General features: G+C 57.1%; 10 protein-coding genes and 1 pseudogene. 6 read left to right on the forward strand and 5 right to left on the reverse strand.

What is annotated here, in order from left to right; all coding sequences use genetic code 11:
* From parC to ABLU88_RS10380, 4 genes and pseudogenes are all read left to right on the forward strand, one after another.
* A complete protein-coding gene (gene parC, locus ABLU88_RS10365) occupies positions 1-2,259 on the forward strand; it encodes a DNA topoisomerase IV subunit A (RefSeq protein ID WP_025105924.1) in 2,259 nt (752 codons plus the stop codon).
* Positions 2,260-2,451: 192 nt separating this feature from the next.
* Positions 2,452-3,189: a 1-acylglycerol-3-phosphate O-acyltransferase gene (plsC, locus tag ABLU88_RS10370; RefSeq protein WP_004125254.1), complete on the forward strand. Its 738-nt coding sequence runs from the start codon at positions 2,452-2,454 to the stop codon at positions 3,187-3,189.
* Positions 3,190-3,273: 84 nt separating this feature from the next.
* On the forward strand, positions 3,274-4,686 hold the full coding sequence (gene ftsP, locus ABLU88_RS10375) for a cell division protein FtsP (protein WP_004854230.1): 1,413 nt from the start codon (positions 3,274-3,276) through the stop codon (positions 4,684-4,686).
* Positions 4,687-4,716: 30 nt separating this feature from the next.
* A pseudogene (locus tag ABLU88_RS10380) lies at positions 4,717-6,930 on the forward strand (YgiQ family radical SAM protein); the annotation flags it as partial.
* Between the two features lie 154 nt (positions 6,931-7,084).
* Here ABLU88_RS10380 and ABLU88_RS10385 read toward each other — a convergent pair.
* The 3 genes from ABLU88_RS10385 to yqhD all read right to left on the reverse strand — a co-directional run bounded on the left by ABLU88_RS10385 (position 7,085) and on the right by yqhD (position 9,762).
* A complete protein-coding gene (locus ABLU88_RS10385; RefSeq protein ID WP_025105926.1) occupies positions 7,085-7,540 on the reverse strand; it encodes an HIT family protein in 456 nt (151 codons plus the stop codon).
* Between the two features lie 98 nt (positions 7,541-7,638).
* Complete coding sequence (gene dkgA / locus ABLU88_RS10390) at positions 7,639-8,466, reverse strand: 2,5-didehydrogluconate reductase DkgA (protein WP_046877669.1); 828 nt, start codon at positions 8,464-8,466, stop codon at positions 7,639-7,641.
* A gap of 132 nt (positions 8,467-8,598) precedes the next feature.
* Positions 8,599-9,762 (reverse strand): alcohol dehydrogenase, encoded by a 1,164-nt coding sequence (yqhD, locus tag ABLU88_RS10395; RefSeq protein ID WP_064404252.1) that lies wholly within the window; start codon positions 9,760-9,762, stop codon positions 8,599-8,601.
* 196 nt (positions 9,763-9,958) lie between these two features.
* Between yqhD and ABLU88_RS10400 the strand changes: the two genes are divergently transcribed.
* Positions 9,959-10,858 carry an AraC family transcriptional regulator gene (locus ABLU88_RS10400; RefSeq protein WP_047722906.1) on the forward strand — a complete coding sequence of 300 codons (900 nt, stop codon included), beginning with the start codon at positions 9,959-9,961 and terminating at the stop codon, positions 10,856-10,858.
* A gap of 44 nt (positions 10,859-10,902) precedes the next feature.
* Here the strand turns inward: ABLU88_RS10400 and yghB are convergent, their stop codons facing one another.
* Together yghB and metC are read right to left on the reverse strand one after the other, a co-directional pair.
* The gene (yghB, locus tag ABLU88_RS10405) at positions 10,903-11,562 is read right to left on the reverse strand and encodes a DedA family general envelope maintenance protein YghB (RefSeq protein ID WP_004125241.1); all 660 of its coding nucleotides are present in this window, start codon (positions 11,560-11,562) and stop codon (positions 10,903-10,905) included.
* A 132-nt stretch (positions 11,563-11,694) separates the two neighbouring features.
* Positions 11,695-12,882: a cystathionine beta-lyase gene (gene metC / locus ABLU88_RS10410; protein ID WP_032692874.1), complete on the reverse strand. Its 1,188-nt coding sequence runs from the start codon at positions 12,880-12,882 to the stop codon at positions 11,695-11,697.
* Between the two features lie 251 nt (positions 12,883-13,133).
* Here metC and exbB point away from each other — a divergent pair, with 251 nt between their 5' ends.
* Positions 13,134-13,865 carry a tol-pal system-associated acyl-CoA thioesterase gene (gene exbB, locus ABLU88_RS10415; protein ID WP_004105812.1) on the forward strand — a complete coding sequence of 244 codons (732 nt, stop codon included), beginning with the start codon at positions 13,134-13,136 and terminating at the stop codon, positions 13,863-13,865.

A 13,865-nucleotide genomic window follows, 5' to 3' on the forward strand; every position in this document is an offset into this window, starting at 1 on the left:
ATGAGCGATATGGCAGAGCGCCTTGCGCTGCATGAATTTACGGAAAACGCCTACCTGAACTACTCCATGTACGTCATCATGGACAGGGCGCTGCCGTTTATTGGCGATGGCCTGAAGCCGGTCCAGCGTCGCATCGTCTATGCGATGTCTGAGCTGGGTCTCAACGCCAGCGCCAAGTTCAAAAAGTCCGCCCGCACCGTCGGCGACGTGCTGGGTAAATACCATCCGCACGGCGATAGCGCCTGCTATGAAGCCATGGTGCTGATGGCGCAACCCTTCTCTTACCGCTATCCGCTGGTTGATGGTCAAGGGAACTGGGGGGCACCGGACGATCCTAAATCCTTCGCCGCGATGCGTTATACCGAATCCCGTTTGTCGAAGTATGCTGAACTGCTGCTGAGCGAACTGGGGCAGGGCACCGTTGACTGGGTACCGAACTTCGACGGCACTTTGCAGGAGCCGAAGATGCTGCCTGCGCGCTTGCCTAATATTCTGCTCAACGGCACTACCGGCATTGCCGTCGGCATGGCGACGGATATTCCGCCGCACAACCTGCGTGAAGTCGCTCAGGCGGCCATTACCCTGATTGAAAAACCGCAGACCTCGCTGGACGATCTGCTGGATATCGTACAGGGGCCGGATTACCCGACCGAAGCGGAAATCATCACCCCCCGCGCGGAGATCCGCAAAATCTACCAGAACGGCCGCGGTTCGGTGCGGATGCGCGCGGTGTGGACGAAAGAAGACGGCGCGGTGGTGATCAGCGCGCTGCCGCATCAGGTTTCCGGCGCCCGCGTGCTCGAGCAGATCGCCGCCCAGATGCGCAACAAAAAGCTGCCGATGGTGGATGACCTGCGCGACGAATCGGATCACGAAAACCCGACTCGCCTGGTGATCGTCCCGCGCTCTAACCGCGTGGATATGGAGCAGGTGATGAACCACCTGTTCGCGACGACCGATCTGGAAAAGAGCTATCGTATCAACCTGAATATGATCGGGCTCGATAACCGTCCGGCGGTAAAAAATCTGCTGGAAATCCTCTCGGAATGGCTGACTTTCCGCCGCGATACCGTGCGCCGTCGTCTCAGCTACCGTCTGGAAAAAGTCCTTAAGCGCCTGCATATCCTGGAAGGTTTGCTGGTGGCGTTTCTGAATATCGATGAAGTTATCGAAATTATCCGTCACGAAGATGAGCCTAAGCCGGCCCTGATGTCGCGCTTTGGCATCAGCGAAACTCAGGCGGAAGCGATTCTGGAATTAAAACTGCGCCATCTCGCCCGGCTGGAAGAGATGAAGATTCGCGGTGAGCAGAACGAGCTGGAGAAAGAGCGCGACCATCTGCAGGCCATTCTGGCGTCTGAACGCAAAATGAATAACCTGCTGAAGAAAGAGCTGCAGGCCGACGCCGACGCCTTTGGCGACGATCGCCGTTCGCCGCTGCGCGAGCGTGAAGAAGCGAAAGCGATGAGCGAGCACGATATGCTGCCGTCCGAGCCGGTCACCATCGTTCTGTCGCAGAGCGGCTGGGTGCGCAGCGCCAAAGGCCACGATATCGACGCGCCGGGGTTGAACTATAAAGCGGGCGACAGTTTTAAAGCCGCAGTGAAAGGGAAGAGCAATCAGCCGGTGGTCTTTATTGACACCACCGGGCGTAGCTACGCGATTGACCCTATCACCCTGCCGTCCGCACGCGGACAGGGCGAGCCGCTCACCGGTAAGCTGACCCTGCCGCCGGGGGCGACGGTAGAACATATGCTGATGGAGGCCGATGACCAAAAACTGCTGCTGGCTTCCGACGCAGGATACGGGTTTATTTGTACTTTCAACGATCTGGTCGCGCGCAATCGTGCCGGTAAGACGTTGATTAGCCTTCCGGATAACGCGCACGTAATGCCGCCGCTGGTGATTGAGGATGAGTCCGATATGCTGCTGGCCATTACCGCAGCCGGCCGCATGCTGATGTTCCCGGTGAGCGACCTGCCGCAGCTGTCGAAAGGCAAAGGTAACAAGATCATCAGTATTCCGTCGGCGGAAGCGGCTGCGGGCCAGGATGGCCTGGCGCACCTGTTCGTTCTGCCGCCGCAAAGTACGCTGACGATTCACGTCGGCAAACGGAAAATCAAACTACGCCCGGAAGAGCTGCAAAAAGTCACCGGCGAGCGCGGCCGCCGCGGCTCTCTGATGCGCGGACTACAGAAAATTGACCGGGTGGAGATTGATTCACCGCGTCGCGCCTCCGCGGGCGATAGCGAAGAGTAGGAACATCCTCCCCCGCGGTTCGGCGGGGGAGGTTAATATTTACCGCAAAATCGTTGTTTATTCAGGCATTGCGATGAACAATATCCGCCAGCGTCATTCGAGATGCGCAACGCGCTTTGCAATGATGCCCGATGCCTGCAATCTGCGAAACAGCGAGTATAATTCTAAGCGGTTTGGGTTTCAGAGGTAGCTATGCTATTTATTTTTCGACTAATTATCGTTGTCATCTATTGTATTCTGGTCTGCATCTTCGGCTGCATTTATTGTCTGTTCAGCCCGCGTAACCCTAAGCACGTCGCCACCTTCGGCCACCTGTTTGGCAAACTGTCGCCGGTCTTCGGCCTGAAAGTCGAGCTGCGCAAGCCAGCCGACGCGGAAAGCTACGGCAACGCTATCTATATCGCTAACCACCAGAATAACTATGATATGGTGACGGCATCAAATATCGTGCAGCCGCCGACCGTGACCGTGGGTAAAAAGAGCCTGGCGTGGATCCCCTTTTTCGGCCAGCTCTACTGGCTGACGGGGAACCTGCTGATCGATCGCAATAACCGGGCAAAGGCGCATGGCACTATTGCCGAAGTCGTGAACGCATTTAAAAAGCGCAATATCTCTTTTTGGATGTTTCCGGAAGGGACCCGCAGCCGCGGCCGCGGTTTGCTGCCTTTTAAAACCGGCGCTTTTCATGCTGCTGTCGCGGCTGGCGTGCCCATTATTCCGGTGTGCGTGTCTAATACATCGAATAAAATTAATCTCAATCGCCTGAATAACGGTCTGGTGATTGTAGAAATGCTGCCGCCGGTAGATACCAGCCAGTATGGAAAAGAGGGCGTTCGCGCGCTGGCCACGCACTGCCGCGAGCTGATGTCCGCGAAAATCGCTGAGCTGGATAAAGAAGTTGCCGAACGCGAAGCGGCCGCAAAGAAATAACACAGGAAACGCCGCAAACAGCGCGCGGATTGCTGGCGGGAAACGAATTCCCTTATTAATTAGTCAGTATTTCATGGAGTTAATATGTCACTCAGTCGGCGTCAGTTCATTAAGGCTTCAGGCGTAGCGCTGTGCGCGGGCGCCGCGCCGCTGAAGGCACAGGCCGCTGGCCAGCAGCCTGCGCTGCCGATCCCCCCTCTGCTGGAGTCCCGCCGCGGGCAGCCGCTATTCTTGACGCTACAGCGCGCGCACTGGTCGTTTACGCCCGGTACCCGCGCCTCGGTGTGGGGGATTAACGGTCGCTATATGGGGCCAACCATTCGCGTCTGGAACGGCGACGATGTCAAGCTGATCTACAGCAACCGCCTGACGGAAAACGTGGCGATGACTATCCGTGGTCTGCAGGTCCCCGGTCCGCTGATCGGCGGCGCCGCGCGCATGATGTCCGCTAACGCCGACTGGGCGCCGGTACTGCCAATCCGCCAAAGCGCGGCGACCCTGTGGTATCAGGCCAACACCCCAAACCATATGGCAAAACAGGTCTATAACGGCCTGGCCGGCATGTGGCTGGTGGAAGATGATGTCAGTAAGAATCTGCCGATCCCCAATCACTACGGCGTGGATGATTTTCCGGTGATTATTCAGGACAAGCGTCTGGATAACTTCGGTACGCCTGAATACAGCGAGCCCGGTAGCGGTGGTTTCGTGGGCGATACGCTGCTGGTGAACGGCGTACAGGGGCCTTTCGTTGAGGTGTCGCGCGGCTGGGTGCGCCTGCGCCTGCTGAATGCGTCCAACTCCCGTCGCTATCAGCTGCAGATGAGCGATGGCCGATTGCTGCACGTGATTTCCGGTGACCAGGGGCTCCTGCCCGCGCCGGTTTCGCTGAAGCAGCTGTCGCTGGCGCCGGGCGAGCGTCGAGAAATTCTGGTCGATATGACCAACGGCGATGAAGTGTCGATCACCTGCGGGGAAGCGGCAAGCATCGTCGATCGTATTCGCGGCTTCTTCGAGCCGTCGAGCATTCTGATCTCCACGCTGATTCTGACATTGCGCCCGACGGGCCTGCTGCCGCTGGTGACCGATAGTCTGCCCGTGCGTTTGCTGCCGACGGAAATTCTGGCCGGCGCGGCGATTCGCAGCCGTGAGATCACCCTTGGCGACGATCCGGGGATCAACGGTCAGCTGTGGGATCCGCAGCGTATCGATATTACGGCGCAGCAGGGCACCTGGGAGCGCTGGATTGTGCGCGCCGACCGGCCGCAGTCGTTCCATATTGAAGGCGTCATGTTCCAGGTGCGTAACGTCAACGGCTCCGCGCCGTTCCCGGAAGATCGCGGCTGGAAGGATACCGTCTGGATCGACGGGCAGGTTGAACTGTTGGTCTATTACAATCAGCCCTCCTGGCCGCACTTCCCGTTCCAGTATTTAAGCCAGACGCTGGAGCTTGCCGACCGGGGCTCCATTGGCCAGATTCTGGTGAATCCGGCGCCGTAATTTATTCTGTCCCGGTTCCATGCGGCCGGGATTGGAAAAACCTCCTTCATTTCTTCCATCGTTCCGGCTTATAATCGCCGCCCTTTTTGATTATTTTTTTATCATTTCCCCGGAAGCAATATGAGCGCAATATCCCTGATCCAACCGGATCGTGACCTTTTCTCCTGGCCGCAGTACTGGGCCGCCTGCTTTGGCCCCGCGCCGTTCTTGCCGATGTCGCGAGAAGAGATGGATCAACTTGGCTGGGATAGCTGCGACATCATTCTGGTTACCGGCGATGCCTATGTCGATCACCCGAGCTTCGGCATGGCGATTTGCGGACGCATGCTGGAAGCGCAAGGGTTTCGCGTGGGGATTATTTCCCAGCCGGACTGGAATAATAAAAACGATTTTATGCGCCTGGGTAAACCGAATCTGTTCTTCGGCGTCACCGCCGGCAACATGGATTCGATGATCAACCGCTACACCGCCGACCGCAAGCTGCGTCATGACGATGCCTACACGGCGGGTAACGTTGCCGGTAAACGCCCGGATCGCGCCACGCTGGTCTATACCCAGCGCTGTAAAGAAGCCTGGAAAGATGTCCCGGTGATCCTCGGCGGTATCGAAGCCAGCCTGCGCCGTACCGCGCATTACGACTACTGGTCTGATACCGTGCGTCGCTCGGTTCTGGTGGACTCCAAAGCCGATATGCTGATGTTCGGCAACGGCGAGCGTCCGCTGGTGGAAGTGGCGCACCGTCTGGCCGCCGGCGAGCCCATCGGGCAAATTCGTGACGTACGCAACACCGCCATCATGGTGAAAGAGGCGCTGCCGGGCTGGAGCGGAGTGGATTCCACGCGTCTGGATACGCCGGGGAAAATCGACCCGATTCCGCATCCGTACGGTGAAGATTTGCCGTGCGCGGATAACAAAACCGTCGCGCCGCCAAAACAGGAAGCGAAGCGCGTTACCGTGCAGCCCCCGCGTCCGAAGCCGTGGGAGAAGACCTACGTCCTGCTGCCTTCCTTTGAGAAGGTGAAAGGCGACAAGGTTCTCTACGCGCACGCGTCGCGTATTCTGCACCATGAAACCAACCCCGGCTGCGCCCGCGCGCTGATGCAGAAGCACGGCGAGCGCTATATCTGGGTTAACCCGCCCGCAATCCCGCTCTCCACCGAAGAGATGGATAGCGTGTTTGCCCTGCCGTATAAGCGCGTTCCGCATCCCTCATACGGCGATGCCCGCATTCCGGCCTACGAGATGATCCGCTTCTCGATTAACATTATGCGCGGCTGTTTTGGCGGCTGTTCCTTCTGCTCAATTACCGAGCATGAGGGGCGTATCATTCAGAGCCGTTCCGAAGATTCGATCATCAATGAAATCGAAGCGATTCGCGACACGGTTCCCGGTTTTACCGGCATTATTTCCGATCTTGGCGGCCCAACGGCCAACATGTATATGCTGCGCTGCAAGTCGCCGCGCGCCGAGCAGACCTGCCGCCGCCTGTCATGCGTTTATCCGGATATCTGCCCGCATATGGACACTAACCATGAGCCGACGATTAATCTCTATCGCCGCGCCCGTGACCTGAAAGGCATCAAAAAGATCCTCATCGCTTCCGGCGTACGTTACGACATCGCCGTTGAAGACCCGCGCTATATCAAAGAGCTGGCTACCCACCACGTTGGCGGCTATCTGAAGATTGCCCCGGAGCATACGGAAGAGGGACCGCTGTCGAAAATGATGAAGCCGGGTATGGGCAGCTACGATCGCTTTAAGCAGCTGTTTGATACCTATTCGAAGCAGGCCGGTAAAGAGCAGTATCTGATCCCATACTTTATTTCCGCCCACCCCGGCACGCGGGATGAAGATATGGTGAATCTGGCGCTGTGGCTTAAACAGCATCGTTTCCGCCTGGATCAGGTGCAGAACTTCTATCCGTCGCCGCTGGCGAACTCGACCACCATGTATTACACCGGCAAGAACCCGCTGGGTAAGATTGGCTATAAGAGTGAGGATGTGGTGGTGCCGAAGGGTGACAAACAGCGCCGCCTGCACAAGGCGCTGCTGCGCTATCACGATCCGGCCAACTGGCCGCTGATCCGCCAGGCGCTGGAAACCATGGGTAAAAAGCACCTGATCGGCAGCCGTCGCGATTGCCTGGTACCGGCGCCGACGATCGACGAAATGCGCGAAGCGCGTCGCCAGAACCGCCATACCCGTCCGGCGCTGACCAAGCATACGCCGATTGTGCACCAGCGCTCGAACGGCGGGGCGACGGCGAAGAAGCCCGTAAAACGCGGTAAGGTCGCCGGTCGTTAATTCGGCTGCCTGCCCGCTGGCGCTTCTGTATGACCGGGCCTGATAATTCCGGGCCCGGTCAGCAGCTTGCCAAACGGCAAAGCAAATTCTATGGCTAGGCTTCTCTGATTCTGGCCGCCAGCGCCGCCAGCTTTTCATCATCCGCCCGCTCATGATCGTGGGAGGAGAGATAGCCTTCATATTGCGCAAAAAACTTAGTCTGACGCGACTCGATAGGCCGCCATTGGGTCATATCCCCGGTGCCGTGCATCGGGCTGAGTTTGCTGTGGACATGATCAACGCCATAGCCTTCAAAAAACATCCCCGTACGGCCCACGTCATCAAAGGCTTTATCCAGAAGCTTCGCCACCTTCTGCGTCGCCAGCACCAGATCGGCCAATGCCTGCGGCGGCATATCAAACGCATAGCTGGGGTAGTGCTTCTTCGGGATCACGACCGTAAAACCGTCGGTATTAGGGAAAATAGAGAGAAAGGCGAGGTGGTGTTCATCTTCCCACACCTTATGGCAGGGGGCTTTCCCCTCAACAATTTGGCAGAAAATACAGCTCATCAGCACGCATCCATTTGATTGCAATAAACCCTGAATGTACGTGGTTTTAGCCAGATAGCAAAGCGATGCTCCGCCGGAAGCCGACGGAGCAGGAAAGGTTAACCGCCGAACTGATCCGGGTCTGGCCCCAGGCGTTTGTTCTGGTCCAGTTTAGTGATTTCACTCAATTCATCTTTATCAAGACGGAAGTCCCAGACGTTAAAATTCTCGGCAATGCGCGATGGCGTCACCGATTTCGGGATCACCACCAGGCCGCTGTCGAGATGCCAGCGGATAACGATCTGCGCCGGGGTTTTACCGTATTTATCCGCCAGTTGACGAATAATTTTCTGATCGAATACCCCTTCGCCGCCCTGCGCAAGCGGGCTCCAGGACTCGGTCTGGATCTTATGCGTCGCATTCCAGGCGTGAAGCTGGCGCTGCTGCATCAGCGGGTGAAGTTCAATCTGGTTTATCACCGGAGCGACGCCGGTTTCATCGATGATTTTTTGCAGATGATGAACCTGGAAATTACAGACGCCGATGCTTTTTGCCAGCCCCTGCCGCTGTAGCTCAATTAAGCTTTTCCAGGCGTCGACGTAATGGTTAGTTGCCGGAACCGGCCAGTGAATGAGGTATAAGTCGACGTAGTCGAGCTTCAGTTTTTTAAGGCTTTCCTGCAGCGCTTCTTTGGGCTGTTTTTGATCGTCATTCCACAGTTTCGTGGTGACGAACAGCTCATCGCGGGCGACGCCTGCGCTGCTTAACGCATTGCCGACGCCGGTTTCATTCTGGTACACGGCGGCGGTGTCAAACGAGCGATAACCGACTTCCAGCGCCTTATGAATGGCGGAGACGACTTCCTCGTTGCCTGCTTTCCACACGCCGAGCCCCAGCTGCGGCATCAGGTTGCCGTCGTGTAGTTTTATAACGGTTGGATGTGTCATGCCTTCCTCCTGTTAATGAACTCAGCGGAATAAATTCCGCCGAGGGGTAGCATTAAGTCTGGACGAAATAGCTAAAAACGGTAGTTAAACTCCTCTCCTTTGCGCGAGTTTACGCGTCGGAGAGGGCGTTGATTAGCGCGCAGCCTCGTAAATACGGCGGCTGACGTCCAGCGTAATATCCTGATTTTCACCGAGCTGGGTCATGCCGTGCTCTTCCAGTTTCGCCAGCAGCGCCGGGATGGAGCTGCCATCCAGACCGTAGGCGGAAAGGCGCGTCGGGACGCCCATCTGTTCGAAGAAATCACGCGTTGCGGCGATGGCGGCGTCAATGCGCTCTTCCTCGGAACCTTCGGTGATGTTCCAGACGCGGGCGCCGTACTGCAGCAGCTTGGCGCGTTTAGCATCGCGTTTTTCATTCCACAGGGCCGGCAGAACGATAGCCAGCGTCTGGGCGTGATCGAGACCGTGCATGGCGGTCAGCTCGTGGCCGAGCATATGGGTCGCCCAGTCCTGCGGCACGCCTGCGCCAATCAGGCCGTTCAGCGCCTGGGTGGCCGCCCACATAATATTGGCGCGAACGTCGTAGTTTTCCGGCTCTTTCAGCGCTTTCGGGCCGTCTTCCACCAGGGTCAGCAGAATACCTTCGGCAAAGCGGTCCTGGATTTTGCCGTCGACCGGATAGGTGACGTACTGCTCAACGGTATGGACAAATGCGTCAACGACGCCGTTAGCCACCTGGCGCGGCGGCAGGGTGTAAGTGTAAACCGGATCCAGAATAGCGAACACCGGCTGGACGTGGGTGGACATAAACGCGCGTTTGTCGCCGGTGGTTTTACGCGAGATCACCGCGCCTTTATTGGATTCGGAACCGGTCGCCGGCAGCGTCAGCACGGAGCCCATCGGGATAGCGCTGGCCACTTTGCTGCCGTAGGTTTCGAGAATTTCCCACGGATCGATACTGGAATCGTAGTGGGCCGCCGCGGCGATGAATTTGGTGCCGTCGAGAACGGAGCCGCCGCCCACCGCCAACAGGAAAGTGATCTTTTCATCACGCGCGATTTTCACCGCGTTCATCAGCGTTTCGTAGGACGGGTTTGGCTCGATGCCGCCAAATTCCCGAACGTCAATGCCGTTCAGCGCGCTCAGAACCTGATCAAGCACGCCGGTTTTCTTCACGCTACCGCCGCCGTAGGTGACAAGCACGCGTGCATCCGCCGGGATTTGATCGCGCAGATTTTCAATCACGCCTTTACCGAACAGAATGCGGGTTGGGGTATGTAGGTCGAAATTATTCATGGCTGGTGCCCTCAAATAGATAAAACCGCCAACAGAGACAATACCTCTGCCAGATGACGGACATTGTGTTCCCGCGGGCCGTTCCCCTCAATGCACATTCCTGCCGTTGTCTTGCCCATTTCTCCTTGGGGCTGGAGAAATTCGCCGGAAGTGCGCACAATGCGAAGGTATAAAAACGTTCGGAGAAGCACGATAAATGAACCGCGCTGAGATATGCCAGCTATTAACGCATAAGGTTAATCAGCTGAAAGATAAAGAAGAAATGCTTAATGCTCTGCTGCCGGATATTCGCCTGCTGTACGGTACCCAGCCGGGGACGCGCACGCCGGTTATGTATCAGCCGGGGATCGTTTTTCTCTTTTCCGGGCATAAAATTGGCTACATTAACGAGCGTACCTTTCGCTATGACACCAATGAGTATCTGCTGCTGACGGTACCGCTGCCGTTTGAATGCGAAACCTTCGCCACTCCGGAAGTCCCGCTGGCGGGGATTCGGCTGAACGTCGAGATTCTTCAACTGCAAGAACTGCTGATGGATATCGGGGAAGATGAGCAGTTTCAGCCGTCCATGGCGTCGAGCGGGATCAACTCTGCGGTGCTGTCCGAAGAGATATTGTGCGCGGCGGAGCGCCTGCTGGATGTCATGGAGCGCCCGCTGGACGCGCGCATTCTTGGCAAACAGATTATCCGCGAAATTCTCTATCACGTGCTGACCGGGCCGTGCGGGGGGGCGCTGCTGGCGCTGGTCAGTCGTCAGACCCACTTCAGCCTGATTAGCCGCGTATTGAAGCGTATTGAAAGCCAGTACACAGAGAACCTCAGCGTCGATCAGCTGGCGGCGGAAGCGAATATGAGCGTCTCGGCGTTCCACCATAACTTTAAATCGGTCACCAGCACCTCCCCGCTGCAATACCTGAAAACCTATCGCCTGCATAAAGCGCGCATGCTGATGATCCACGATGGTATGAAGGCCAGCGCGGCGGCGATGCGGGTGGGGTATGAAAGCGCGTCGCAGTTCAGCCGCGAGTTTAAGCGTTATTTCGGCATGACGCCGGGGGAGGATGCGGCGCGTATCAGAACGATTCAGGGGATGTGACGAACGATGTAAGGGCGGCGAATTCGCGCCGCCCCGGTAAACGATCAGGCGTTACAGTATTTCTTTTTAATCACCACGATAACCGTACCGAGCAGCCCGGCGATCAGCAGCGCGATAGGCAGAATCATCAGGCAGGTCATAACCTGATCTTCATGGCGCTTAACGAAGGGAATCATGCTCAGCGCATAGCCCAGACCGGTGACTACGCCAACCCACAGCAGCGCGCTCAGCCAGTTGAAGAACTGGAAGCGGCGGTTTGGCAGCCCGGAAATGCCCGCCATGGTAGGCAGAAGGGTGCGAACAAACGCCAGGAAACGCCCGGCCAGCAGCGCCAGCAGGCCGTGTTTGTCAAACATGCAGGTTGCCCGCTGATGGTACTTATGCGGCAGATGCCCAAGCCAGCGCTTAACCGTAACGGTGTTACCCAGCCAGCGCCCCTGGATATAGCTCAGCCAGCAGCCGAGGCTGGCCGCGGCGGTTAAAATGGCGACCGTAGGTACAAAGTCCATTACGCCTTTGGCGATGAGCGCCCCGGCGAGCAGCAGCAGGCTATCGCCCGGTAAAAATGAGGCGGGCAGCAGACCGTTTTCCAGAAACAGGGTTGCGAACATGACCAGATATACAACGCCCACAACGTGGGGGTTTGCCAACGCGGCAAAATCATGCTGCCACAGCGCGGCGACAATTTCTTGAATGACAACCATGGACTTTCCTAAGTGGTACCGTGTTTTTTGTCTAGTGTACTCCTGAAGAGGCTCGGGCACCTTGATCCCGGGCGCAACTAAAGCGGCCGTTTTTCTAAAAAACGTCCGCTATTGTTGCCACTGACCGTCACTTTACACGATACGCGCGAAGCCCGCCGCTAAATCATCCAGCAGATCGGTAACATTTTCTAACCCGACATGAAGGCGGATCAGCGTGCCGCTGAAATCAACTTCAGCATCAGGACGGATTGCGGCAATGTGTTCCGGCTGGTTGGCTAAAATCAGCGATTCAAAGCCGCCCCAGGAGTAGGCCATGCTGAACAAGCTGAAGTGGTCCAGATAAGCGGAGAGTTCGGCGTCGGTCAGGCGTTTATTGAGCACGAAAGAGAACAGACCGCTGCTGCCGGTGAAGTCGCGCTTCCAGTACTCATGGCCTTTGCTACCGGGCAGGGCGGGATGATTCACGCGCGCCACCTGCGGATGCTGCGCCAGCCATTCGGCAATCTGCAGGCTGCTTTCATGGTGCTGACGCAGGCGTACCGCTAAGGTGCGCAGGCCGCGGCTGGTCATATAGGCGGTATCGGCATCCACCATTTGCCCCATCAGATAGGCGTTTTCGCGCAGCTGCGCCCAGCAGCGCTCATTGGACACGGCGGTACCCACCATCGCGTCGGAATGGCCGATCAGATATTTGGTGCCGGCCTGAATGGAGATATCGATACCAAACTCCAGCGCTTTAAACAGCACGCCCGCCGCCCATGTGTTGTCGATCATAATGATGGCTTCGGGAGCGACGCGACGTACCGCCGCGACGATCGCCGGAACATCATGGACTTCCATGGTGATGGAGCCGGGGGATTCGAGGAACACCACGCGGGTGTTCGGCTGCACCAGACGAGCGATATCGCCGCCGATGAGCGGGTCGAACCAGCCGGTGGTGACGCCGAGTTTGGCGAGAATTTTCGTACAGAAATCCTGGGTAGGCTCATAGGCGGTGTTGGTCACCAGAATATGGTCGCCCTGCTCGACGAACGCCAGAATGGTATTCGCGACCGCCGCCGCGCCGCAGGGGAAGAGGGCGCAGCCGGCGCCGCCTTCCAGCTCGCACATCGCTTCCTGCAGGGAGAAATGGGTCAGCGTCCCGCGACGCCCGTAGAACAGCTCGCCTTTGGCGCGGTTGCGCGTCGCGTGCTTTTTCGCTTCGACGGTGTCGAAAACCAGCGATGAGGCGCGCTGAATGACGCTGTTTACCGAGCCCAGGGTGTATTTTTTGCTGCGCCCGGCGTGAACCAGCGCAGTATCAAGATGTTTATCAGCCATGTTCAGATAACCTGTTTTTATACGTCTGGACGTCTAAACTAACATGAATGCCCGTTGATGTACCGGGTCGCGGCGGATACAGGTAAAAATTTTATCAACGGCGGGGTCAGCAACTTTTTTACTGCGTAAGCGCAAGGAAAATAAACGTGATTTGCTGCACAGTGTAAATACTAATGAGAACCACTATCAATTCGATGTCGTTTTGATATTATTGTGCGCAGATTTTGTGATTTACGTCCTGGAGATACAGTGTGGGTAATAATTTGATGCAGGCGGATCTCTCCGTTTGGGGTATGTATCATCATGCCGATATTGTCGTTAAGGTAGTGATGATCGGCCTGATTCTGGCGTCGGTAGTCACATGGGCTATCTTTTTCGGCAAAGGCGCAGAGATCCTGGCCAGCAAGCGCCGCCTCAAGCGCGAACAGCAGCTGGTTGCTGAAGCACGCTCTCTCGACCAGGCCAGCGATATCGCTAACGGTTTCGATGCGAAAAGCCTGACCTCGCAGCTGATCAACGAAGCGCAAAATGAGCTTGAGCTTTCCGCGGGTTCTGAAGATAACGAAGGCATTAAAGAGCGTACCGGTTTCCGACTGGAGCGTCGTGTGGCGGCGGTAGGTCGTTACATGGGACGCGGCAACGGTTATCTGGCGACCATCGGCGCGATTTCCCCGTTCGTCGGCCTGTTTGGTACCGTCTGGGGCATCATGAACAGCTTTATCGGGATTGCCCAGACCCAGACCACTAACCTGGCGGTGGTTGCTCCGGGTATCGCGGAAGCGCTGCTGGCCACGGCAATTGGCCTGTTCGCTGCGATTCCGGCGGTGGTCATCTACAACATTTTTGCCCGCATGATCGCCAGCTACAAAGCGTCCCTTGGCGATGTCGCCGCCCAGGTTCTGCTGCTGCAAAGCCGCGACCTGGACCTGAGCGCCAGCGGCGTTAAGCCGGTACGTACTGCCCAGAAACTACGCGTAGGTTAA

Source organism: Klebsiella sp. GW_Kp182 (assembly GCF_040062275.1).
Classification (GTDB): domain Bacteria; phylum Pseudomonadota; class Gammaproteobacteria; order Enterobacterales; family Enterobacteriaceae; genus Klebsiella; species Klebsiella michiganensis.

Excerpts from the sequence above, each read along its gene's own strand:
- parC (WP_025105924.1), top strand. The coding sequence starts at position 1 with ATGAGCGATATGGCAGAGCGCCTTGCGCTGCATGAATTTACGGAAAAC.
- plsC (WP_004125254.1), top strand. The coding sequence starts at position 2,452 with ATGCTATTTATTTTTCGACTAATTATCGTTGTCATCTATTGTATTCTG.
- ftsP (WP_004854230.1), top strand. The coding sequence starts at position 3,274 with ATGTCACTCAGTCGGCGTCAGTTCATTAAGGCTTCAGGCGTAGCGCTG.
- ABLU88_RS10385 (WP_025105926.1), bottom strand. The coding sequence starts at position 7,540 with ATGAGCTGTATTTTCTGCCAAATTGTTGAGGGGAAAGCCCCCTGCCAT.
- dkgA (WP_046877669.1), bottom strand. The coding sequence starts at position 8,466 with ATGACACATCCAACCGTTATAAAACTACACGACGGCAACCTGATGCCG.
- yqhD (WP_064404252.1), bottom strand. The coding sequence starts at position 9,762 with ATGAATAATTTCGACCTACATACCCCAACCCGCATTCTGTTCGGTAAA.
- ABLU88_RS10400 (WP_047722906.1), top strand. The coding sequence starts at position 9,959 with ATGAACCGCGCTGAGATATGCCAGCTATTAACGCATAAGGTTAATCAG.
- yghB (WP_004125241.1), bottom strand. The coding sequence starts at position 11,562 with ATGGTTGTCATTCAAGAAATTGTCGCCGCGCTGTGGCAGCATGATTTT.
- metC (WP_032692874.1), bottom strand. The coding sequence starts at position 12,882 with ATGGCTGATAAACATCTTGATACTGCGCTGGTTCACGCCGGGCGCAGC.